We start from the raw sequence: 21206 nt of genomic DNA, 5'->3' as shown, positions 1-21206 counted from the left end.
GCCACGAGGATCATCCGGCCACGTTCAGTGCCCGGTTGATCAGGCCCGTGATCAACTGCTGAACCTCGGGACTTGTCACCACCTTGAAGAGGATGGCGGCGAAGGCACAGGCGGCGATCGTGCCGACCGCGTATTCGGCGGTGGACATGCCCCGATCACGGTGTGGACCGGTGGTCAGCAACGCCCAGCGCGCCCGAAACCATCGCAGCCGATCACACCGGGTGCGGCCGGCGCTCACTTGACCCATCGTTTCCTCCTGGGAATCCCAGCCGGGCCCAGTGCCCGGCGTCGGTCCAGCCAGGTTTCCCCACGGCCCCACGACCCCGTTGACCCGAACGGCGTTCTGGGGACAACTTCCGGTTGTCCACAGCGACTGACCGGCCGACCTGCGGCATCATCGGCAGGGCACACAGACGTCCGGTCGCGCTACGCGTCAGACCCGGGGCCCGAGGAGCCATCCGGTGCCGCGCGTTGCCGTTGAATTTCGAGGTTCCGACCCACAGGTCGGATTGGGATGGCGAGCAGGTCGGGATGGTGAGCGCAATCCCGTTTCGAGGCCCAGGCCACGGTTGCACGTAGGAGTAATCCCGTTTCGGGTTCCGGGGCACAGATTGAGCGGTGGTCTCCAACCTCATGGCCCTGTCGAAACTCGATTCGACGACCGTGTCCATCCGTTCCAGATCATGATCGTGTCGATCAGTTCCAGAATCCGGAACAACGGTTCCAGAATCTGGAACGACGAGGATCGGACCCATCCGGTCGCACCGTCGTGCTTGATCACGTTCTTGTTTGACATGGCTCGCGAGCGCCGAGTAGCTTTGAAGGGTTGCAGTCTTAGTTTCCTCGTACGTTTGCTCTGTCTGAAGCGCCGCGGGAAGTTCCCTGACAGCGGGCTTTTTTGCTTCTCCGAATATTTCGGCGGACGCAATATGCGGTCCGCGTGCAGCCCCGTATCACCGACTTGGTGATGTGGTGAGGCTCCCCCTTAATAGGAGAAGCAGTTGACTGAAGGCACCGTGAAGTGGTTCAACGCCGAAAAGGGCTTTGGATTCATTGCCCCCGACGACGGTAGTGCAGACGTGTTCGTGCACTTCTCGGCGATTACCACCGGTGGCTACCGCAGCCTCGAGGAGAACCAGCGCGTCGTGTTCGAGACGACGCGTGGCCCCAAGGGCCCGCAGGCCGAGCAGGTCACCGCGCTGTAAGCAACGCACCGACCTCTGATCTGGGCCCCTACCGCTCTGGCGGTAGGGGCCCAGACTCATTTCCAGGACGACCGGCGTGAAGCCTGAGGAGACCCCCGAAGACGGTATGGCAGTAGCGGGAATCGGCGATCTCGTCGTGGACGCGGGCGGTGAGGTCGGCCAAGGCCCGCTTACCCGTATCGGATCGCGGCCCCGCCCGGAAGAAGGTCGGCGAAATCCTCGGTGGCTACTCACCCGCGCGGCCCGACACCCGATTCGGCTGTTTCACCCGCGCGTCCGCCGCCTACCGCGAGGCTGCCGAGGGCTGCGATCCGCCGACGGCAGTGCCGGCCATTGGCGGCATCGACAAGCTGTGGACCATCGACGAGCCATGGGGATGATTTTCTTCCAGGCCGGAACCGGGTCAGCGTACGGTGCCGTCCCACTGCCAGTTCACGCGCCGGGGCAGCCCAGGCAGTGGGAGGCGGCCCGTACACCACAGGAGGCTGTCGGAAGGCCCGTGTCCAAGTGGGGACTCAGGGAAGAGGCGAGCGAGAACGGCGGCGCTGAGGCCTGCGGGCGGCGTCCAGGAAAGGCCGAGGGCACGAGTGATGTCGTAGGTGTGGACGGCCAGTTCGACGATTCCCATGGCTGCGAAACCGGTGGCGTCGGATTGGCCCCAGGGGTGCCAGGCCCGTGCGTCCGCAGTCGTATCGCGGACCGCGGAGGTGAGGAGGGAGGCCGCGATGCGAATGCCCTCTATGCGGGCGGGAACGGGGGCTCGGGGGTCGAGCGAGGCGAAGAGGGTGATGTAGCGATCGGTGGGGCGGGCGATGAGCAGGCCCGCATAACCGACCAGGCCGAGGGCGAGGTGGTCGAGAGTCTGACCGCAGCTCCAGTCGAGGTCGCCGGCGAGGCGTGACCAGTCCTGGTCGGCTCCCTCCATGAGGACGGACAGGCAGTCGTCGGTTGCGGCACGCAACAGGTCCGGCCATGGCCCGGCTCCGATGGCGGGCAGCGGGTCCGACGAGGGACTCGCGGTGACTGTCGGTGTCATAGTCACTCTCCGCCCGCCGGGCTCTTCAGGACTTCGATCACGCTTGCGTAGCTGTCGGAGCCATGGCCTGCGGCCTTGGCCCGTTCCATGGTGGCCTTCAGGAGTTCGGGCAGCGCGTTGTCCAGGCCACGCGCCGCCGCGGCGTGGATGAGGTGGTCGATTGCAGTGATCTGTACATCGACGGTGGCATCGTCACCCGGGTAGCGACCGGCGTCCACCTGGGACGCGTACGTGGTCAGAAAGCCGGCCACGGCGGTCAGCCAGCGGACCGCGATGGGGGTGAAGGTCGTCGCCTCCGTCTTCTCCGAGCCCACAAGCGCGGTGCCGTGCAGCCAGCCGGTCATTGTGGACCACATCAGGCCGAGCAGCGCGACATCGTAGAGAGAGGCAAGGCCCGGGTCCACTCCTAGGTGCAGCGGGTCTCCCAGCGTCGCCAGGGTCGGCCGATGGGCTTCGAAGGCGGCGGGCGAACCGCTGTAGAAGAACATCATCTCCGAACCGCCGACACCCGGTGGGGTGGTCATAATCGCTCCGTCGAGATAGTCGGCGCTGTGCGACCGTGCCCACGCGTCGGCCTCGCGGGCCTGCTCCGGGGAGCCGGAGGTGAGATTGACCAGGACCTTGCCGGCGAGAGTGCCTGCGACAGGGTCGAGGATGGTGTGCAACGCCTCGTAGTCCAGTACGCACACGATGGTGAGCGGGCTCGCCGCGATCGCCTCCTCACATGTCACAGCCCGGCGGGCGCCCCGTTCTACCAGTGTCTGCGCCTTGTGCGCCGAGCGATTCCACACCGTGGTCGGATGGCCCCGATCCAGCAGCGCGGCGGCCAGTGCCGAACCCATCGAACCCAGTCCGATGACGGTTACGGCCGTCTGTTCAGCAGTCATGTCCCGGCTCCTTGTCGTCCGCCTGTGGCAGTTGATCGTCTACGAACCACGCTCGCAGCACGCGGCGGCCAGGAACAGTGACAGGGATGACGGCGGACACCAAATTCCTGCCATACCCTCGAGGCATGAGTGCCGGTTCCGTCGCGGTGGTCGTGCCCGAGGGCATAGAGGTTCCCTCGTGGGATCTGTACGAGCTGAGCATTCCCTGCACGGTCTTCGGAAAGCCGCAGCCCGACCTGGCCGACCCCTGGTACGACCTGCGACTGTGCGGTACGGGAGAGAGACCGGAGAGCAACCCGGCAGCCGAATTCGGGTTGGCGCTGCGGACCCGTTACGGGCTCGACGACCTCGCCGGCGCGGACACGGTCATCGTGTCCTCGGTGCCCGACGCCTGCGTCGAGGACGGCAAGCCACTGCCACAGGGGCTGGTCACGGCCCTGCGCCGCGCCCACGACGCGGGCGCCCGCATGGTCTCTCTGTGCACCGGCGCCTTCGCGCTCGCCGAGGCGGGACTGCTCGACGGCCGCCGTGCTACCGCCCACTGGATGCACACCGCGCAACTGGCCGAGCGTTACCCGAAGATACGGGTCGACGACTCGGTGCTGTACGTGGACGACGGCGATGTGCTCACCAGCGCCGGGCTGACCGCGGGACTCGACCTCTGTCTACACCTGGTGCGCCGCGATCTGGGCGCGCATGTCGCCAACCAACTGGCCCGTCGGATGGTGGTGCCCGCCCACCGACCGGGCGGGCAGGCACAGTTCATCGACCTGTCCGTGCCCGCCACCGACGATGAAGGGCTGGGGCCCGTGCTGGAATGGGCCCGAGTACGCCTGGATCGACCGCTGACGGTCGAGGACCTGGCACGACGAGCAGCGATGAGCTCACGCACGTTCTATCGGCGGCTCCAGGCCGCCACAGGAACGACCCCGCTTCAGTGGCTCCTCAATCAGCGCCTGGTGCGGGCACAGGGTCTGCTGGAATCTACGAACCTGCCGATTGAGAAGGTCGGGGAACTGAGCGGGCTCGGCACGGCGAACAACCTCCGCCACCATTTCCTCAAACAGGTCGGAGTGTCGCCAGGCGACTACCGGCGGGCCTTCCCTCGGGCGACGTCCGAGTCACCCCCGCCGTTTGAAGAACAGACGCGTTGAGGGACAGGTGTGGCCTCGCTCGCCTCACGAGATTCATGCGTCGCAGAGTGGGAGGTGGTCGGCACCGCGATGGTTCGGTTCCCGGTGACAATGCCGGCGGCAGAGACGGCTCCGCCGGGTGGAAGTGGCACCGCGGACACCGGCGATCAGGATGCCCAGGAGACTCAGGAGGTCGTCCTGCGGTAGCCCGTGTGGCCGAAGCCACACCCGAGTCTCCCCAGGGGACTTGCGGCTCCATGCGAACCCATCGCCGTTGCTTGAATGAGCCTTGATTGTTTATCCACAGACCCATGCTTTCCTGTGGACAACCTGGAATCGTTCGAGGAAGCCCTGTGGATAACTCAGGGAAGCAGCACCTCCCCGGCGAGGCCGGCCACGACGGGGATGATTCCGAGAAAGACGAAGGCCGGCAGGAAGCAGAGACCCAGCGGAGCGACAGCCTGGACCCCCACCCGCTGGGCCGCCGCCGACGACGCGGCGCGGGCGGCCTGGCGTGAGTCATCGGCCAATCTGGTGAGGACATCGGCCACCGGGGCTCCGCTGAGCGCGGCCCGGATCATCGTGCGTGCCAGGGGAGCGAGCAAGCGCTCGGACGCGAGGACCTGCCAGGCGCTCTCCGGCGCGGCACCCAGCCTCAACTGTCCGTTCACCCAGGCCAGCCGGTCACCGAGCGGCCCGCCGATCGCCTCCACCGTGACACCGATGGCCCCGCTGATCGGCTGTCCCGCACGGAGACAGGCAACCATGAGATCGGCCGCCAGGGGCAGATCCGCCGTCACCCGAGCACGTTGCCGGCGGAACTCGGGTGGCTCCCGCCTCCGCACGACCACCAACACGGTCGCGAAGCCAACCACCCCCACGACGAGCCCCGGCGTTCCGCCGACGGCCAGAGCCGCCATCAGCCCGGCGGCGGACGCCACCATCACCTCGCTCCGGCTCGGTCGTCGCCTTCCGAGCGGCTCCCGGCCCGCCAGATGCGGAGAGGATGCCGCCCACGGAGAGAACGAGGGCCCCTCCATGTTTGGTCGCGTCCCTTGAAGGTTTGGTCGTATCCCCTGAGGTCCGAGAGGTCCAGAGGTCCCTCCCGAAGAAGGGAATTCCAAAGACGGCGATCGTCTTCGAGCTCGGCGGATCCGGACGGCAGGGTCACCGGGCGTGATCCACAACCACCCGGCGATTCCGGCAAGCACCGTGGCAAGCAAAATGATCATTTCTTTCGCTCCTCACAATCACCTCAACCACGAGCCGGAGACGATAACCACGAGCCGCAGGCGGTCGTCCGATCCTCACAACCGCCTCAATCACCTCGGCCGCCTCAGCAACCACCTCGGCGGTCTCATCCACGGGCCGGAATGCTGCCCGGCACCGACCGGTGAGAGATCAGGTCTCCTCTGCGCGAGTGACCAGGCGGTGGGTCCACCACAGACCGCAGGCGTCGAGTGCGAGGCCCAGAAGCAGGCAGCCTGCCCCCGCCGGGCTGCCGAGCAGGAAGTGCAGCGGTCGCATACCGAGCCCCGCCGCCATCAGCAGGCCCAGCACCGGGAGCCCGGCCAGTAGACGGGCGGTGGCCCGGGGGCCGGCCAACTGGGCGGCGACATCCTGACGGTGGGCCTGGGCCTCTCTGAGCGAATCGGCCACCCGGTCGACGAGAAGGGCCAGGCCTGCCCCGGCGGTCATGCTCACCTTCCAGCAGGCGGCCAACCGGCGGAAGGCCTCACCGCCGCGCTCCGGGGCCACGGCGAGCAGAGCCGCAGGGACATCGCCGCCGTCTCTCGCTGCCGCGATCAGTGGGCGCATCGCCACGGAATCGGGAAACTCCGCGGCCGGCACGGCCCGTGCGAGCGCCTCGCCGGCGGTCCGGCCGGCTGCCAGTTCGGCCGCGAACGCCTGGCACAGCTCGATCGACGCGGTTCGCCAGGCATGCGTGCGCTTGGAAGGCCGGGAACGGCCGGTGAATCTCTCACGCAGAGAACGCGATTCGCCCGAGCCGCGATGCTGTGTCCACATCCATCTCAACCGGGCCGCCCCAGGATCGGAGCCCGTCCACAGCCACACCGCCAGGGTGGCAAGGATCAGTGCCATCACCGTCATGACGACGCCTCCCGAGCGTCCGGAACGGAGCCGTAACCCGGAGCAGAGCCATACAGCGATCGGCGAGTCGCCGGGGACCCTTCCGGCCGCTCGTGGCGATGCTCCTGCCGAGCGGATCCGTACGGCCTGCGGATGAGACCGGGCGACACAGGTCCGAGCGGCTGACGAGTGACATCAGGCGGCGCAGAATCAAACGGCTGACGGATGAGACCGGGCGACGCAGGATCAAACGGCTGACGGGCAACACCGGGCGACGCAGATTCGCATGACCTACGGGTGGCACCGGACGGCGCAGGATCGTACAGCTGACGGGCAACACCGGGCGGCGTGAGAATGCCGGGTGCGCGGGCCGCAAGGGCAGGTAGACCCGGGCCGGAGGTCACTCGGCCGTCCGATGAGAAGGTGAGGGCCGGCTCGGCGTCAACGAACCCTGAGGGACGACGGATCATCATGCAGATCTCGGCCACCCTGCGGCGGCCATCGGCGTGGTCACGGGCGAGATGGATGACGACGTCCAGGGCTGCGGCGATCTGGCTGTGGACCGCCTCCCGGCTGAGGCCGGCGGCGCAGGCGAGTGCCTCCAGCCGGGGTGGCACATCGGTCGCGGTGTTGGCATGCAAGGTGCCGCATCCGCCCTCGTGACCGGTGTTGAGGGCGGCCAGTAGATCAACTACTTCGGCTCCCCTGACCTCACCGACGACAAGGCGATCCGGGCGCATGCGCAGGGCCTGGCGGACAAGGTCACGCAGACCGACGCCGCCGGCTCCCTCCAGGTTGGCCGGACGGGACTCCAGACGGACGACGTGGGGATGCAGTGGCCTCAGTTCGGCCGAATCTTCGACCAGCAGCAGCCGATCGCCGGGATCGGCCAGGGACAGCAGGGCCGACAACAGGGTTGTCTTTCCTGTGCCCGTGCCCCCGGTGACCAGGAAGGCAAGCCTTGACTCGACCACCGCGGTGAGCACGGGGACGCTGTCGGCTCTGATCGTGCCCGCTTCGACCAGGTCGGGGAGGGTGAAAGTGCGGCGGGGCGGGAGCCGCAGAGACAGGCAGGTGCCACCCGGGGCCACGGGCGGGAGGACCGCGTGAAGCCTGACGCCCCCGGCGAGGCGAGCGTCGACATAGGGACAGGCATCGTCGAGACGCCTTCCCGCGGCCGAGGCAAGGCGCTGGGCGAGCCGCCGGAGCGCGTCCTCTCCGGGGAAGACGACCGAGGTCAGGCGCAGGCCGTGACCGTCGTCGACCCACACCTCGCGTGGGCCGTTCACCAGCACGTCGGTGACCTCGGCCTCGGCCAGCAGCGGCTCCAGAGGGCCGGCGCCGATCAGGTCGGCACACAGGACACGGGCCACCGCGAGGATCTCGGCGTCGCCCAGCACCGCTCGCTCTGCGCGGAGCGCGACCGCGACGTGTGCGGCGCTGGGCTCGACTCCGGTCCGCGCCAGTCGTACCCGGACTGCTTCCACCAGCTCGGGTGAGACCGCAGCGATCTCGGCGCGCCTCATGGAGAACCTCCGAACAGCGATTGCAGGAACGAGGCGCAGAAGCGACCCAGAGAGCTTCGACGGCTGAGCGGGGGGAAGTCTCCGCGGTTGAGGGCGGCCGAGAGCCGAGGCTGATCGGGGAGACTCCCCGCGTACGGCATGCCCAGGGAGGTCGTCACCACGTCGTCGTCCAGGACCCCGCTGCGCACGACGACCCGCACCTCACCGGTGTGCCTGCGCAGCCCGCTGAGCACCTGAGCCGCGGCGAGCACGCCGCGCACGTCGGCGGTGACGACGAGGAGGGTGGTGGTGGCCCTGCCCAGAGCCTCCACCGCGGCCTGGTCGGGATGGCGAGGCAGGTCGACGACCACCAGGTCGAACCCTCGCTGCCCCGCTTCGATGACCGAGCGCATCGCCTCTGCGGGGATGGCCTCGACCTCGCCGCGGTGGAAGGAGAGCAGCGTCAGCCCTGCGAACGAGGGCAGCGCCGCCTGGAGCGCGGTGAAGCTGACCCTGCCCTCGCGGGCGACCAGGTCGGACCAGCGAGCTCCGCCTGTCTCCTCCTGACCCAGAAGGACGTCCAGGCCGCCGCCAAGCGGGTCGGCGTCGATGAGGAGGGTGCGGACGCGCTGCCGCGAGGCCGCCAGCGCCAGCGAGGTCGCGAGGACGCTGGCTCCGGCTCCGCCGCGTCCACCGGCGACGCAGACCACGTGTCCCGCCCTCGTCTGCGGCTCTACGACATCGGCGAACTCGTCGACCAGCTGTCGCTCGGCCGAGGGCAGCTCCAGGACGGTCTGGGCGCCGACGGCGACACACTTGCGCCAGGTGTCGGGGTCCTCGGAGGCGTGGGTGACCAGGATGACGCGGTGGCGGGGCGGCGGGCCGGTGGCGGCCAGCGCGTCGGCCATGTCGCTGCCGACCACGACCAGGGGAGCGCGATTCCAGTAGGGCCGGGCATGTGCGGGCACATGAGCGACGTCAAGCTCGGCTCCGGCGGCCGCGGCCACGCGGAGCAGATCATCAAGCAGATCGTGGTCTTCGGTGATGACCAGAGGGCGGTCCAACGGTTCCTCCCTGAAGTGCGGGAACCCCACCTTCCGGGATGGCCCGTCCCTCCAGGGGCGCCGGATGCCGGGCTGTGGATAACCGGACCGGATTCCATCTCACCTGTGGACAACCGGTCGCCGAAATGCCGGCCGGTCATCACCCGGAGAGCCCGGGAACGCACTGTTCGAATGATGTCCTCGTGGTGTGCCGAGGGGAGTTAGGCCGGTGACCAAGGCAGGGGCACTCGGGCCGGCGCCTGGAGACCGGGGAGACTCGGCTCAGCGACCACGACCAAGGGACGGACTCGGCCTGATGACCGGGGCGGAGAGGTGCTCAGGCCGGTGCCTGAGGAAACCCGGCTCGGCGACCGGGGCGGAGAGGCGCTTCGACCGATGGCGAGGTCCGCGGGGTCTCAGGTTCGTGACCGCGGACGTCGCCGAGCCTCGCGGAAGCGCGGAAAGCATGGTCAGCGCCGATGATCAATGGCCGCAACCCCGTGAACGCAACCGCCGGAAACAGCGCCGGCGGAGGGGGCGCCGCCGGTGCGGGCGGGAGCGGAGTGATCAAAAAAGTGGCGACCCCCGCCGGGGGGGAGAGCGGGGGTCGCCAACCGGTCCGGCTCTGGGGGGGTAGAGCCGGTCCCGTTTCAGAAGAAAGCTTTCAACAGCAACCAGAGCATGGCAAGAGGATTGCGATACCAACCCGTGCGCAGTTACTCCGGTTTGGGGAGATACACCCTCATGCTGCCCGATCCACTTCAGTTTCGTCGAGGAGTAATCTCCACTTTTCACTAGTTTTTTTAATGCATCGGTCCAGACGCCTGACATCGTCCGACCGAAACCCGTTCCGACGCACCAGATTATGATCACATAGAGTGATCAAGGTCGGTGCGTCGACCGGCCCGGCCGACCGGTCTGATCGCCGCCGACAAGACAGACCGCTCCGCATAAGGATGTTTTGTCCATTAATACCCACGATCCGTAAAGGTCTTGGTTCTGGGGCTTCCCATCAGCCGGGATCCGTCGTACAAAGGTTTTACGGACCAATTGTCCGGGCACGGCCGCCTGGTACCCACGCGCCGCCAGCCGCGGGAGGCGCGTTGTAACGGGCTTGTCCCGTTACAACGATTATTGGGTGCACGCTTGGTAACCAGGTTGGACGTGCCGGCGACGGCGCCCCATTACCAGGGGCGCCGTCGGTCTTGTGGGGACGATGTCCGTAATCAGCAGCGCTACGTGATCAGCCGCGCTGCATGGCCTCGCAAATCGCCGTGGCCTCGCGCACGCCCAGCGTGATCGCCGAGGCGCAGTGCCGTACCCACGTCGCGACCCCGTCGGGGGTTCCGCTCAGGTAGGCCTTCAGGCTCTCCGCGTAGGCCGTGCCGAGTTCGAGATGACCCACCTCGACGGCCGCCAGCGACTTCGGATCCAGACCGAACTCCACCAGCGTCAGCCGCTCCGCGGCCCTCGCGACCACTCCGTCCGCCGACCCGAACGGCCGCAACACCGCCAGTTCGGCGTGCACGATGGCGGCGAGCACCAACGCGGGCGCCTTGGAGGAACCCCCGGCGGACCCCGTGACGAGCTCAACCAGCCCGTCCACCCGAGCCACCGTCTCCTCGGGGCCCGGAGCGTCGCCCAGACCGAGAAGGTCGGGTGCCTCGATGCCGGTCCGGGGGCGGCCGAGATCCTCGGTCAGGCCGGCGGCGGCCAAGGTGTGCAGCCTGGCCAGAACCTGTCGCGGCGCCGTACGCCAGGTCGGACCGAGCCGTCCCAGTTCGGCCGAGACCCTCAGCGCGCCCTGGACGACGGGGTCGGTGACCTCCGGGATGGCCTCAAGGGGGACGTCTACGCCCTCCAACGCGGCGGACGCCCTGGCCCCACGCAGTGCCGACCTGGCCGACACCTCGGGGCTCTTGCGCCGCAGCACGCGGTGCCCGTAGAGCCTGTCCACGGCCTTGCGGGCATCGGTGACCGCCTCGGACACCCCGGGCAGTTCGGCGATTACAGCCAATGGGTCGCTCACGTTCCCCGACCCTACCGGCCAGTCGGCAGGGTCCCGACGGCACCGTCGAGAAGGCTCCAGGCCAGGCCGTATCGCGGGTTGGGCCGGATGACGGACCAGAGCGGGTGACGGGCGAGTCGCGGACCAGAGCGGGTGAAGGGTCAGGCCGGGTGACGGGTCAGCGCGGAGAACGGATCGGCGCGGAGAACGGGTTGGAGCGGAGGGCGGGAAAGACCGTCGGACCGTTCACCGAGCGCCTGGCACCGTCCAGCGCTCCATCGCCCCGAACCACGTTGAATAGCACCCGCCACTTTCCTACGGTGTCGAAAACGCAACGTTTGAGCAGCAGTTATCCTCGCCAATAAGGCTTTTGCGAGTCATCACGAGCCCTTGTCACCGGTTGGTATGGACCTGTCTAGACCTCTTGTGGCAGGCACCACAGGACTGGTGAAGTGGGACACGACCTGTAGACCAGCAGTACCTAAGGAGTGCGTAGTGGCCCCGGAGACCCCTGGTTCCGAACCGCGTGAGACCCAGGAGACGTTGTCGAACCTGCTGAAAGAGACCCGGCGGTTCGCCCCTCCTGCCGACCTGGCCGCGGCCGCGAACGTGACCGCCGACGCCTATGCCGAGGCGGAACAGGATCGCCTGGCCTTCTGGGAGAAGCAGGCCGACCGTCTGACCTGGTCGAAGCGCTGGGACACCACGCTCGACTGGAACCCTCCCTTCGCCAAGTGGTTTGTCGGCGGCGAGCTCAACATCGCCTACAACTGTGTCGACCGCCACGTCGAGGCGGGCCGCGGCGACAAGGTCGCCTATCACTGGGAGGGCGAGCCCGAGGGCGACAGCCGTACCCTCACCTATTCCGACCTGCAACGCGAGGTCGCCAAGGCCTCCAACGCGCTGCAGGAGCTGGGCGTACGCAAGGGTGACCGGGTCGCCATCTACATGCCGATGATCCCCGAGCTGCCGATCACGATGCTGGCCTGCGCCCGCCTCGGCGCGGTCCACTCGGTGGTGTTCGGCGGGTTCTCCGCCACCGCGCTCAGCGGCCGGATCCAGGACGCGGACGCCAAGGTCGTGGTCACCTCCGACGGCGGCTACCGCCGTGGCGCGCCCAGCGCGCTCAAGCCGACCGTGGACGAGGCGGTCGAGAGCTGCCCCGGCATCGAGCACGTCCTGGTCGTGAGAAGGACCGGCCAGGACGTGGGCTGGACCGACAAGGACGTCTGGTGGCACGACATCGTGGACCGGCAGCCGGACGTCCACGAGGCGCAGCCGCACGGCGCCGAGGACCCGCTCTACATCCTCTACACCAGTGGCACGACCGGTAAGCCCAAGGGCATCCTGCACACCACGGGCGGCTACCTGACCCAGGTCGCCTACACCCACCACGCGGTGTTCGACCTCAAGCCGGACACCGACGTCTACTGGTGCACCGCCGACATCGGCTGGGTGACCGGTCACTCCTACATCGTGTACGGCCCGCTGGCCAACGGCGCGACCAGCGTCATCTACGAGGGCACCCCGGACACCCCGCACAGGGGCCGGTTCTGGGAGATCGTGCAGAAGTACAAGGTCACGATCCTCTACACCGCCCCGACGGCGATCCGTACCTTCATGAAGTGGGGCGACGACATCCCCGCCAAGTACGACATGTCGTCCCTACGCATCCTGGGCAGCGTCGGCGAGCCGATCAACCCCGAGGCCTACGTCTGGTACCGCGAGCACATCGGCGGCAACCGTACGCCGGTCGTGGACACCTGGTGGCAGACCGAGACCGGCGCCATCATGATCAGCCCGCTCCCCGGCGTGACGAGCGGCAAGCCCGGCGCGGCCATGCGTCCCCTTCCGGGTATCACCGCCGACGTGGTCGACGACCAGGGCGACAACGTCGGCAACGGCGGCGGCGGCTTCCTCGCGATCCGCGACCCGTGGCCGTCCATGCTCCGCACGATCTGGGGCGACGACCAGCGCTACATCGACACCTACTGGTCCCGCTTCGAGGGCGTGTACTTCGCGGGCGACGGCGCCAAGAAGGACCAGGACGGCGACCTGTGGCTGCTCGGCCGCGTGGACGACGTCATGCTCGTCTCCGGCCACAACATCTCCACCACCGAGGTCGAGTCCGCGCTGGTCTCCCACCCGAAGGTCGCCGAGGCGGCCGTGGTCGGCGCGACCGACCCGGTGACCGGCCAGGCCATCGTGGCGTTCGTGATCCTGCGCGGCAACGCCGAGGAGGGCCTCGACATCGCCACCGAGCTCCGTGCCCACGTGTCCAAGGAGTTGGGCCCGATCGCCAAGCCGCGTCAGATCCTGGTGGTCCCCGAACTGCCGAAGACCCGCTCCGGCAAGATCATGCGGCGTCTCCTGCGCGACGTGGCGGAGAATCGCAGCATCGGCGATGTCACCACGCTGGCCGACAGCACGGTGATGAACCTCATCTCCGAGAAACTGCCCAGCGCCAAGAGCGAGGACTGAGACCGGGGCTGCGGGGGCCGAGCCCTCGGACGCCCTCTCGAATACCGCGAAGGCGCGAATGTCCGGCGACGGGGGTTCGCGCCTTTTGCAAGCGGACCCATCCGCGCTCTTGCCGGCAAACTCCCCCGTGCTCTGAGCAGCAGGGCCCCATCGGCGTCCACAAGCCTGGCAGGGGCCCGATTCACGGGCTTCTGTAGGCTGGTGGCCGGGTGTGCCGGGAAGTCTGGTCGGCCGGGGAGGGAGCGTCTCTCCCTGCATTCGCGGAGGTTTCATGCGCCGACCTGCTGATATGTGGCCTTTCCGACCCACGGTTCGATACGCCCGCCAACTCGCCGAGGCACTCCGGGCCGAGACCGTCGGCGGCATCCTGATGCTGCTGGCCACCGTCGCCGCGCTGGTCTGGGCCAATGTGTCCAACGACTCCTACGAGGCGCTGCGCACCGCGACCTTCGGTCCCGAAGCCCTTCACCTCCATCTCACCCTCTCCCAGTGGGCGCAGAACGGCCTGCTCACGATCTTCTTTTTCATCGCGGGGGTGGAGGTCAAGGAGGAGTTCGTACACGGCGAGCTCTCGAACCTCCGCAGTGCCGCGCTGCCCATCCTCGCCTCCGTCGCCGGCATGATCGTGCCCGTCCTGATCTACCTCGCGGTGAGCTGGGGCGCACCGGGCGCGGGACGAGGCTGGGCCATCCCCACGGCCACCGACATCGCCTTCGCCCTCGCCGTACTGGCCGTGACGGCCAGCTCGATGCCCGCCGCGCTCCGGGCGTTTCTCCTGACCAGCGCCGTGGTGGACGACCTCGGTGCGATCACCGTCATCGCCGTCTTCTTCACCGAGCATCTGAACCTCCTGGCCCTGCTCGCCGGAGCCGTGATCATCGCCCTGTACGGCCTGCTGCAGGCAAAACGGGTCCGAGGTCTCTGGATCTATCTACCGCTCGCCCTCGTCGCCTGGTATCTCGTCGAGATCAGCGGCGTTCACGCGACCGTCGCCGGGGTAGCGCTCGGCCTGATGACCCGAGTGCACAGCGACTCCCGCGAGGAGAGCTCCCCCGGCGAACGGGCCGACCACTACATCCGCCCCGTCTCGGCGGGCTTCGTGGTGCCCGTGTTCGCCTTTTTGTCCGCCGGGGTAGTACTCGGCGTGGAGGGACTCGGCACGATACTGAGCGATCGGGTGGTGCTCGGTGTGATCGCCGGACTGGTTGTCGGTAAGTTCCTCGGTGTCTTCGGCGGGGCGTGGCTGGCCGTACGGCTGGGCCTGGCGAGACTGTCGGAGGAATTGCACTGGCGGGACATGGCCGCCGTCTCGATACTGGCCGGGATCGGGTTCACCGTTTCCCTGCTCATCGGCAACCTCGCCTACGGCGACGATCCGGAACGGGTGAACATGGTGACCACCGGCGTGCTCGTGGCGAGCCTCACGGCTTCGGTCCTGGCCACGATCCTGCTCCGGGTGCGCGTGCGCCACCGCCTCAACGCGCAGGATGATGTTTGACACCGGCCCTCGATAGGAGATCGTTCATGACACAGATTCCGCCCACGGAACCGCAGGAGGAGTCGCTGGGCGCGCTCGTCGCCACGGCCACCGACCACATCTCCACCCTGGTCCGGGCCGAGATCGAACTCGCCAAGACCGAGCTCAGGTTCGACGCCAAACGGGTCGGCGTGGCCGGTGGACTCTTCGGCGCGGCCGCGTTCATGGGACACCTGTGCCTGATCCTGCTCTCGTTCGCCATCGCCTATGCCCTGATCGGCGTGGGCATCTGGCCCTGGGCGGCCTTCCTGATCGTCACGGGGTTCTATCTGCTCGTGGCCGGGATTCTGGCCTTCATCGGCATGCGGCGGCTCAAGGGCATGACCTGGATGAAGGGAACCCTCCGCTCGCTCAAGACCATCAAGAGCGGTGAGAGCGAGCTCGCCCCGGCCGCTCCGGCCTCCGCAGGCCAGATCGGCGCGCGTCGCGAGCCGGTGAGCGAGCCGGTGAGACCGACTCCATGAGCGATCCCGACGAATCCCTGGCCAGGATCGAGGGCCCGTGGACCCACCGCGCCGTGCATGCCGGTGGCACCCGCTTCCACGTCGTGGAGGCCGGTAAGGGCCCTCTCGTGCTCCTGCTGCACGGGTTCCCGCAGTTCTGGTGGAGCTGGCGCAACCAGCTCGTCTCGCTGCCCGCGGCGGGATATCACACCGTCGCCGTCGACCTGCGGGGCTACGGTGCCAGCGACAAGCCGCCTCGCGGCTATGACCTGCGCACCCTGGCCGCCGACGCGACCGGGCTGATCCGGGCGCTGGGCGAGACCGGCGCGATCGTCGTCGGTCACGACTGGGGCGGACTGCTGGCCTGGACCATGGCCGCGATGGACCCCAAGACGGTCCTGCGGCTGGTCCCGGTGGCGGCCCCACACCCGCTCCGGCTCCGCTCCGCGCTGCTCACCGAACCGTTCGGCCAGCTCAAGGCCAACCGCTACGCGCTGGGTTTTCAGCTGCCGCTCCTCCCCGAGCGCCGGCTGACCGCCAACGAGGGCGCGATGGTGGGACGGATGCTAGACCAGTGGTCGGGGCCCGGCTGGCCGGAGGAGGACGTGGCCAAGACCTACCGCGACGCGTTCCGCATCCCCAACGTCGCGCACTGCGCACTGGAGTATCACCGCTGGTTCGCCCGCTCCCAGCTCCGCCCCGACGGGCTCCGCTACGCCAGGACCATGCGCGCCGCGATCAACGCGCCCACCCTGCAGCTGCACGGCGCGCTCGACGGGCACATGCTGCCCCGCACCGCCCAGGGCTCCAGCCGCTACGTGGTCGCCCCCTACAGGTGGCGGCTGATCGAGGGCGCGGGGCACTTCCCGCACGAGGAGCGCCCGGAGGAGTTCGACGCCGAGCTCATCAGCTGGCTGGCCGACCCGGAGCCCGACCGATGATCCCACGCGACCGGGATCCGGACGGGAGGGCGCGCAACCAGCGTCCCCGGGACGCGCTCGGACGGCCGCTGCCCCACGGGGCCGAGGGTGTGGAGCGTATCCCCGACGACTACGCGCCGAGCGCGGAGGAGGCCCTCTCCGAGGCGCGCCGCCTGCTCGACGAGGGCCGGCCGTTCCATGCCCACGAGGTGCTGGAGGGCCGCTGGAAGACCGCCCCGGAGGAGGAGCGGGAGCTGTGGCAGGGTCTGGCGCAGATCTGTGTCGGCCTCACCCACCTTCAGCGGGGCAACCGGCGCGGGGCCGCGGCGCTGTTCGCGCGGGGCGCCGACAGGATCTCCTCGTACGGCATGCCGTACGAGGAGATCGCCCGGGCCGCCCGCGAGCTGGACGAGCTGGAGGATCCCGACGCCGGGACGGCCATCTCCAGGATCCGGGCCCTGCTCTAGCGCTTCAACGGCACGTGCTGCGGAGGGGCCGCCGGTTCTGGCCGCCCACCGTGTTCAGTCCTGGGCGCGCTCCGCGTTCGGTCCTGGGCGCGCTCCTGAGCGCCCACCGCGTTCAGTTCTGGTTGCACTCCTGGGTGCCCACCGCGTTGACCAGCTTGGAGCCGTCTTCGGCGTCCGGGGCCACCTCCGCGGCGGTCAGCACGAAACCGGTCTCCGGCTGGTCGAGGACCGCCGCGAAGACGACGCCGTAGACCCGGCCGTCCGTGGTGAGCAACGGCCCGCCGGAGTTGCCCTGCCGGACCAGGCCGCGGATCGAGTAGACGTCGCGGGTGACGGACTTGCGCTCGTAGATGTCCGGCCCGTTGGCCCTCTGCTGCACCCGGATCCGGGCCTCGTTGGTGGTGAAGCCCAGGCCGTGCGGGAAGCCCGCGATGATCGCGTCGTCGCCCTGCTTGGCATTGCCGTCGAAGCGCAGGAGCGGCATGTTCAGGCCGGGGACGTAGAGGATCGCGATGTCCCTGTCGGGGTTGTAGAGCACCACCTTGGCCCGGTGGGAGTGGCCGAGGTAGTCGGTGACCTGGAGCTCCTTGTCGACCCCGGCGACCACGTGGGCGTTCGTCATGATCCGGTTCTGCGAGTAGACGAATCCGGTGCCCTCGATGTGCTTGCTGCAGCTCGTGGCGACGCCCTGGACCTTGACGATGCCCTTGCGGGCCCGCGCGAGCTGCGGGCCCTTCAGCACGCTCCGGTCGGGCGGCGCGACCTCGACGAACTGGCCGCCCCCTATGGCGTCGAACACCTTGGGGAAGCCGGAGGTGTCGATGAACGCCTTGAACGGCCCCTGCAGCTCCTTGGCTCCCGTCGGCATCACCTGATCGACGGTGCTGATCAACAAGGACTTGTTGACCTGCTCGCTGAGCATGGTGAACTGCGACGAGATCAGCAGGGAGCCGATCAGCCAGGCGATGATCAGCACCGAGAACGCGCTGGTGAACGTGCCCCCGACCGCGTCGACCACCTTGGCGGGCTCCCAGGTGACATGGCTGCGGACCACCGCGCCGATCGTCGACGACGCGAACTGCCCGATCGTGGCCGCGAGGAAGACGATGACGATGGCGAGCAGCGCTCGCTCCGTCTCGCCCTTCACTATGGCCCCGGCGATGGGCGGGGCGATGAACATGCCCAGCAGCCCACCCCCAACGAATCCGACAAAGCTTAGGACCCCGATGATGAACCCCTGGCGGTATCCCGACACCGCGAAGGCCACCATCAGGGCGATCAGGATGAGATCGAGAAGATCACCGCTCACCCCTTTACGGTATCCAGCCGTTGTCCCGCGCGTGCACACCTTCCCCGAGGTATCTGCGGTTATCGTGTCCAGATGGCAACGATCGGGGGGTCGGCGGCCGTGGAGTCTCTCATCGAGACCGCGCTGCGGGATCAGGACCAGGACGGCGCGATCCGCTGGCAGGCCATCAATGAGCTGCAAAAACGGGGCGATCTAGAGACTTTCACCGCGGCTCGGCGGCTGTGTTCGGGAAAAACTCCGTCCGAGCGGATGCTCGGGGTGGATATTCTCGGCCGGCTCGGTTTTGTCGGCCGCAGCCTGCCGGTGCTCCGTTCCCTGTCCGTCCGTGAGGACGACTGCCTGGTCCTCTACTCGGTGCTGATCGCCTTCGGTCACCTCAGAGACCGCCGGGCGCTGCCCTCGGTGATCGCCCTGGCCGAGCACGCCGACCCCAGGGTTCGTTACGGCGCCGCCTACGCGTTGCCGAACATCATGGGCAACCCGCCCGACCCGACCGGCCTGTCCGCCCTGCGGCGACTGATCGAGGACCCCGACGACGACGTGGCCGACTGGGCCTGCCTCGGCCTGGCGCTGTCAACGGGACGCGAGGTTGAGAACGTCAGGGGGCAGCTCCTCGACCCTTGATCGATCCCAGGGGAGCTCGAAACCCGAACTCGCGAGCACCCCGTCGAGCACTCCGGCCGTGAACCCCCACACCAGCAGCCCGCGCACCCGGAACGCCGGCCCGCAGTAGCCGCTCGAGTGGCGCAACCTGAGCCGGTTGGCCGGATCGACGAGCTCACGGATCGGGACCCGCTCCACCGACTCCACCTCGTCGGGCGAGGCCGCGTGCACCACGCAGGGCGTGTGCCACCAGCCCAGCACCGGGGTCACCCGGTTGTCGCTGTGTCCCACGTACAGCTCGGACATCGTGCCGATCACCCGGACACCGGACGGATCAAGACCGGTCTCCTCCTGAGCCTCGCGCAGCGCGGCGGCGATCGGGCCGTCGTCCTCGGGATCCACCCCTCCGCCGGGGAAGGCGGGCTGTCCGGCGTGCGTGCGCCCTCGCGAGCTGCGCTGGATCAGCAGCACGTCGGGGCCGAGCGGCCCCTCGCCGAACAGCATCAGCACGGCGGCCGGGCGTCCACCGGACGGGGGCGGGCGCAACATCGGGGGCACCGGTGTCCTCGCGGCACGCTCGGCCAGCGTCTCCAACCACCCAGGCACTTCCACGGGCACACCTCCGGTCTTCTGCAACACAGCGGCCCGCCCGACGCTTCCCGGTCACGGGAACGACCCCGCCCGGTTATGAAGAATGACCCCGCCCGGTTACGGGGACGGTCCCGGACCGTTACGAGAACGGCCTCACCCCACCCCGGCGCGGACCGCTCAATGACGAGAACGGCCTCGCCCGGTTGTGAGAACGGCCCTGACCGGCTACCGAAATGCGGGCCAGGCCCCGACCTTCTCGGTTTTGCCATCGGATGAGGACGCGATCCGATAATTTTTTCGAGTCGCCGCCGGACGGGCGGAGACATGAAACGCCTGCGGAGCTGAGATAAGACCTGGACTCGTCCAGGCTCCTGGCTGTGAAACAGGAACCCACCGAGATGTCGCGTAAGCGACATGGCAGGAATCTTCGGCGTTCACGCTGGAGAGGACGTCAAGAGAACGGCCCTGGACGCACCAGCTTGGCGGCCTCGGCGGGGTTGACGGGGCCGGTGCCGTACGAGGGGCAGAGGGCGGCGAGCGGGCACACGCCGCAGGCGGGCTTGCGAGCGTGGCACATGCGGCGGCCGTGCCAGATCAGGCGGTGGGACATCATCGTCCAGTCGCGCTTCGGGATGAGCTCCGCGACGACCTGCTCGATCTTGACCGGGTCGGTCTCCGTGGTCCAGTGGAACCGGCTCACCAGCCGCTGGAAGTGCGTGTCCACGGTGATCCCGGGCACCCCGAAGGCATTGCCGAGCACCACGTTGGCGGTCTTGCGGCCGACTCCGGGCAGGGTCACCAGGTCCTTGAGCCTGCCGGGAACCTCGCCGCCGTAGCGGTCGCACAGGCCCTGGGCCATGCCGACGATGCTGTTGGTCTTGGCCCGGAAGAACCCGGTGGGCCGGATGATCTCCTCCATCTCGGCACGGTCTGCGCTCGCATAGTCTTCTGCTGTCCGATATTTCGCGAAAAGCGTAGGAGTAACCGTATTGACCCTTTTGTCCGTACACTGCGCAGATAAGATCGTCGCGACCAGCAACTCCAGGGGATTGCGGAAGTCGAGCTCGCAGTGCGCATCAGGGTAGGTTTCCGCCAAAATGCGGTCTATCCGGCGAGCTCGACGGACCAGGGCAAGCCGGGATTCACCTGCGGGGCTGACGTTGTGGAGCACTCCGACAGCCTACGCGCATGGCCCCCTGGAGAGCCGGACGGTGTGATAGGTCACAATGACTGCGTGAGCCGTGAAACAGGAGGCACTGTGAACACCGACGACGTGCTGGGCAAGGCCCCGCTGTTCTCGGCGCTCGACCGGGAGAGCGCCGCCGCGCTGCGCACGAGCATCTCCGAGGTGCAACTGTCCAAGGGACAGAACCTGTTCGCCGAGAACGAGGTCGGGGACCGCCTCTACGTGGTGCTCGAAGGCAAGATCAAACTTTCCAGGACTGCGCCGGACGGCCGGGAGAACCTGCTCAGCGTGCTCGGCCCGAGCGAGATGTTCGGCGAGCTGTCGCTGTTCGACCCCCGCCCCCGTACGGCGTCCGCCACCGCCCTGACCGACGTCCGCCTGGCCGGACTCGGCCACGACGACCTCCGTCCCTGGCTGACCGGTCGCCCCGAGGTCGCCCTGCACCTGCTGCGCGCCCTGGCCCAGCGGCTCCGCCGTACCAACGACGTGCTGGCAGACCTGGTCTTCACCGACGTCCCCGGCCGGGTCGCCAAGGCCCTGCTCGACCTGGCCGAGCGCTTCGGCCAGCGGATCGAGGACGGCGTCCGGGTCCACCACGACCTCACCCAGGAGGAGCTGGCCCAGCTGGTCGGCGCCTCACGCGAGACCGTGAACAAGGCCCTGGCCGACTTCGCCCAGCGCGGCTGGCTGCGCATCGAGGCCAAGGCCGTGGTCATCATGGACCTGGAGCGGCTGCACAACCGCTCGCGCTGACCGTCCAG

Annotated in this window: 20 protein-coding genes and 1 pseudogene; 10 read left to right on the top strand and 11 right to left on the bottom strand. The window is 68.4% G+C overall.

Annotation, left to right across the window (positions count from 1 at the left end):
- Positions 1–10: 10 nt before the first annotated feature.
- On the bottom strand, positions 11–247 hold the full coding sequence (locus tag DKM19_RS00275; RefSeq protein ID WP_110693961.1) for a DUF4244 domain-containing protein: 237 nt from the start codon (positions 245–247) through the stop codon (positions 11–13).
- A gap of 754 nt (positions 248–1001) precedes the next feature.
- On the opposite strand from DKM19_RS00275, the gene DKM19_RS00270 reads away from it, so the two are divergent.
- Positions 1002–1205, top strand: coding sequence for a cold-shock protein (locus DKM19_RS00270; RefSeq protein ID WP_089208975.1), 204 nt, complete (start codon positions 1002–1004; stop codon positions 1203–1205).
- A 149-nt stretch (positions 1206–1354) separates the two neighbouring features.
- Positions 1355–1585, top strand: a complete 231-nt coding sequence (locus tag DKM19_RS00265) for a hypothetical protein (RefSeq protein ID WP_110693960.1) — start codon at positions 1355–1357, stop codon at positions 1583–1585.
- Positions 1586–1608: 23 nt separating this feature from the next.
- On the opposite strand, the gene DKM19_RS00260 is transcribed toward DKM19_RS00265, so the two are convergent.
- Complete coding sequence (locus tag DKM19_RS00260) at positions 1609–2241, bottom strand: maleylpyruvate isomerase N-terminal domain-containing protein (RefSeq protein ID WP_110693959.1); 633 nt, start codon at positions 2239–2241, stop codon at positions 1609–1611.
- A gap of 2 nt (positions 2242–2243) precedes the next feature.
- Positions 2244–3128 carry an NAD(P)-dependent oxidoreductase gene (locus DKM19_RS00255; RefSeq protein WP_110693958.1) on the bottom strand — a complete coding sequence of 295 codons (885 nt, stop codon included), beginning with the start codon at positions 3126–3128 and terminating at the stop codon, positions 2244–2246.
- Positions 3129–3253: 125 nt separating this feature from the next.
- Between DKM19_RS00255 and DKM19_RS00250 the strand changes: the two genes are divergently transcribed.
- Positions 3254–4282, top strand: coding sequence for a GlxA family transcriptional regulator (locus DKM19_RS00250; RefSeq protein WP_110705390.1), 1029 nt, complete (start codon positions 3254–3256; stop codon positions 4280–4282).
- A gap of 341 nt (positions 4283–4623) precedes the next feature.
- On the opposite strand, the gene DKM19_RS00245 is transcribed toward DKM19_RS00250, so the two are convergent.
- The 5 genes and pseudogenes from DKM19_RS00245 to DKM19_RS00225 all read right to left on the bottom strand — a co-directional run bounded on the left by DKM19_RS00245 (position 4624) and on the right by DKM19_RS00225 (position 10929).
- Positions 4624–5205, bottom strand: coding sequence for a type II secretion system F family protein (locus tag DKM19_RS00245; protein WP_110693957.1), 582 nt, complete (start codon positions 5203–5205; stop codon positions 4624–4626).
- Positions 5206–5662: 457 nt separating this feature from the next.
- Entirely contained in the window at positions 5663–6373 is a 711-nt protein-coding gene (locus DKM19_RS00240; RefSeq protein ID WP_110693956.1) for a type II secretion system F family protein, read from the bottom strand.
- A 335-nt stretch (positions 6374–6708) separates the two neighbouring features.
- Positions 6709–7878 (bottom strand): annotated as a pseudogene (locus DKM19_RS00235) (TadA family conjugal transfer-associated ATPase); the annotation flags it as partial.
- Positions 7875–8921: a septum site-determining protein Ssd gene (gene ssd, locus DKM19_RS00230; RefSeq protein WP_110693955.1), complete on the bottom strand. Its 1047-nt coding sequence runs from the start codon at positions 8919–8921 to the stop codon at positions 7875–7877. The gene ssd and the pseudogene DKM19_RS00235, both read right to left, overlap by 4 nt.
- A gap of 1222 nt (positions 8922–10143) precedes the next feature.
- Entirely contained in the window at positions 10144–10929 is a 786-nt protein-coding gene (locus tag DKM19_RS00225) for a Fic family protein (RefSeq protein WP_110693954.1), read from the bottom strand.
- 474 nt (positions 10930–11403) lie between these two features.
- Here DKM19_RS00225 and acs point away from each other — a divergent pair, with 474 nt between their 5' ends.
- The 5 genes from acs (at position 11404) to DKM19_RS00200 (ending at position 16756) form a co-directional block, all read left to right on the top strand.
- Complete coding sequence (acs, locus tag DKM19_RS00220; protein WP_110693953.1) at positions 11404–13389, top strand: acetate--CoA ligase; 1986 nt, start codon at positions 11404–11406, stop codon at positions 13387–13389.
- Positions 13390–13678: 289 nt separating this feature from the next.
- A complete protein-coding gene (nhaA, locus tag DKM19_RS00215; RefSeq protein ID WP_239514010.1) occupies positions 13679–14887 on the top strand; it encodes a Na+/H+ antiporter NhaA in 1209 nt (402 codons plus the stop codon).
- A gap of 26 nt (positions 14888–14913) precedes the next feature.
- Positions 14914–15390, top strand: coding sequence for a phage holin family protein (locus tag DKM19_RS00210; RefSeq protein ID WP_110693951.1), 477 nt, complete (start codon positions 14914–14916; stop codon positions 15388–15390).
- The gene (locus DKM19_RS00205; RefSeq protein ID WP_110693950.1) at positions 15387–16310 is read left to right on the top strand and encodes an alpha/beta fold hydrolase; all 924 of its coding nucleotides are present in this window, start codon (positions 15387–15389) and stop codon (positions 16308–16310) included. Before DKM19_RS00210 ends, DKM19_RS00205 begins: the two co-directional genes overlap by 4 nt.
- Positions 16307–16756 (top strand): DUF309 domain-containing protein, encoded by a 450-nt coding sequence (locus DKM19_RS00200; protein WP_110693949.1) that lies wholly within the window; start codon positions 16307–16309, stop codon positions 16754–16756. The genes DKM19_RS00205 and DKM19_RS00200 overlap by 4 nt, the downstream gene beginning before the upstream one ends.
- 112 nt (positions 16757–16868) lie before the next feature.
- Here the strand turns inward: DKM19_RS00200 and DKM19_RS00195 are convergent, their stop codons facing one another.
- On the bottom strand, positions 16869–18065 hold the full coding sequence (locus DKM19_RS00195; RefSeq protein ID WP_110693948.1) for a MarP family serine protease: 1197 nt from the start codon (positions 18063–18065) through the stop codon (positions 16869–16871).
- Between the two features lie 72 nt (positions 18066–18137).
- Here DKM19_RS00195 and DKM19_RS00190 point away from each other — a divergent pair, with 72 nt between their 5' ends.
- Complete coding sequence (locus DKM19_RS00190; protein ID WP_110693947.1) at positions 18138–18689, top strand: HEAT repeat domain-containing protein; 552 nt, start codon at positions 18138–18140, stop codon at positions 18687–18689.
- On the opposite strand, the gene DKM19_RS00185 is transcribed toward DKM19_RS00190, so the two are convergent.
- Both DKM19_RS00185 and nth read right to left on the bottom strand, forming a co-directional pair.
- Entirely contained in the window at positions 18639–19280 is a 642-nt protein-coding gene (locus DKM19_RS00185) for a CoA pyrophosphatase (RefSeq protein WP_369987716.1), read from the bottom strand. The two genes, DKM19_RS00190 and DKM19_RS00185, sit on opposite strands and share 51 nt — an antisense overlap.
- Positions 19281–19710: 430 nt before the next feature.
- The gene (gene nth, locus DKM19_RS00180; protein WP_089208988.1) at positions 19711–20430 is read right to left on the bottom strand and encodes an endonuclease III; all 720 of its coding nucleotides are present in this window, start codon (positions 20428–20430) and stop codon (positions 19711–19713) included.
- Positions 20431–20517: 87 nt separating this feature from the next.
- Here nth and DKM19_RS00175 point away from each other — a divergent pair, with 87 nt between their 5' ends.
- Positions 20518–21198: a Crp/Fnr family transcriptional regulator gene (locus DKM19_RS00175; RefSeq protein ID WP_110693946.1), complete on the top strand. Its 681-nt coding sequence runs from the start codon at positions 20518–20520 to the stop codon at positions 21196–21198.
- Positions 21199–21206 lie beyond the last annotated feature (8 nt).

Source organism: Streptosporangium sp. 'caverna', from assembly GCF_003203775.1.
GTDB classification, from domain to species: domain Bacteria; phylum Actinomycetota; class Actinomycetes; order Streptosporangiales; family Streptosporangiaceae; genus Streptosporangium; species Streptosporangium subroseum.
The sequence above is the reverse complement of the archived record's forward strand: the minus strand, read 5'-3'. Positions and strand labels throughout refer to the sequence as shown.

Coding starts and splice junctions, on each gene's coding strand:
- DKM19_RS00275 (WP_110693961.1), bottom strand. CDS start 247: ATGGGTCAAGTGAGCGCCGGCCGCACCCGGTGTGATCGGCTGCGATGG.
- DKM19_RS00260 (WP_110693959.1), bottom strand. CDS start 2,241: ATGACACCGACAGTCACCGCGAGTCCCTCGTCGGACCCGCTGCCCGCC.
- DKM19_RS00255 (WP_110693958.1), bottom strand. CDS start 3,128: ATGACTGCTGAACAGACGGCCGTAACCGTCATCGGACTGGGTTCGATG.
- DKM19_RS00250 (WP_110705390.1), top strand. CDS start 3,254: ATGAGTGCCGGTTCCGTCGCGGTGGTCGTGCCCGAGGGCATAGAGGTT.
- DKM19_RS00245 (WP_110693957.1), bottom strand. CDS start 5,205: ATGGTGGCGTCCGCCGCCGGGCTGATGGCGGCTCTGGCCGTCGGCGGA.
- DKM19_RS00240 (WP_110693956.1), bottom strand. CDS start 6,373: ATGACGGTGATGGCACTGATCCTTGCCACCCTGGCGGTGTGGCTGTGG.
- nhaA (WP_239514010.1), top strand. CDS start 13,679: ATGTGGCCTTTCCGACCCACGGTTCGATACGCCCGCCAACTCGCCGAG.
- DKM19_RS00210 (WP_110693951.1), top strand. CDS start 14,914: ATGACACAGATTCCGCCCACGGAACCGCAGGAGGAGTCGCTGGGCGCG.
- DKM19_RS00205 (WP_110693950.1), top strand. CDS start 15,387: ATGAGCGATCCCGACGAATCCCTGGCCAGGATCGAGGGCCCGTGGACC.
- DKM19_RS00200 (WP_110693949.1), top strand. CDS start 16,307: ATGATCCCACGCGACCGGGATCCGGACGGGAGGGCGCGCAACCAGCGT.
- DKM19_RS00190 (WP_110693947.1), top strand. CDS start 18,138: ATGGCAACGATCGGGGGGTCGGCGGCCGTGGAGTCTCTCATCGAGACC.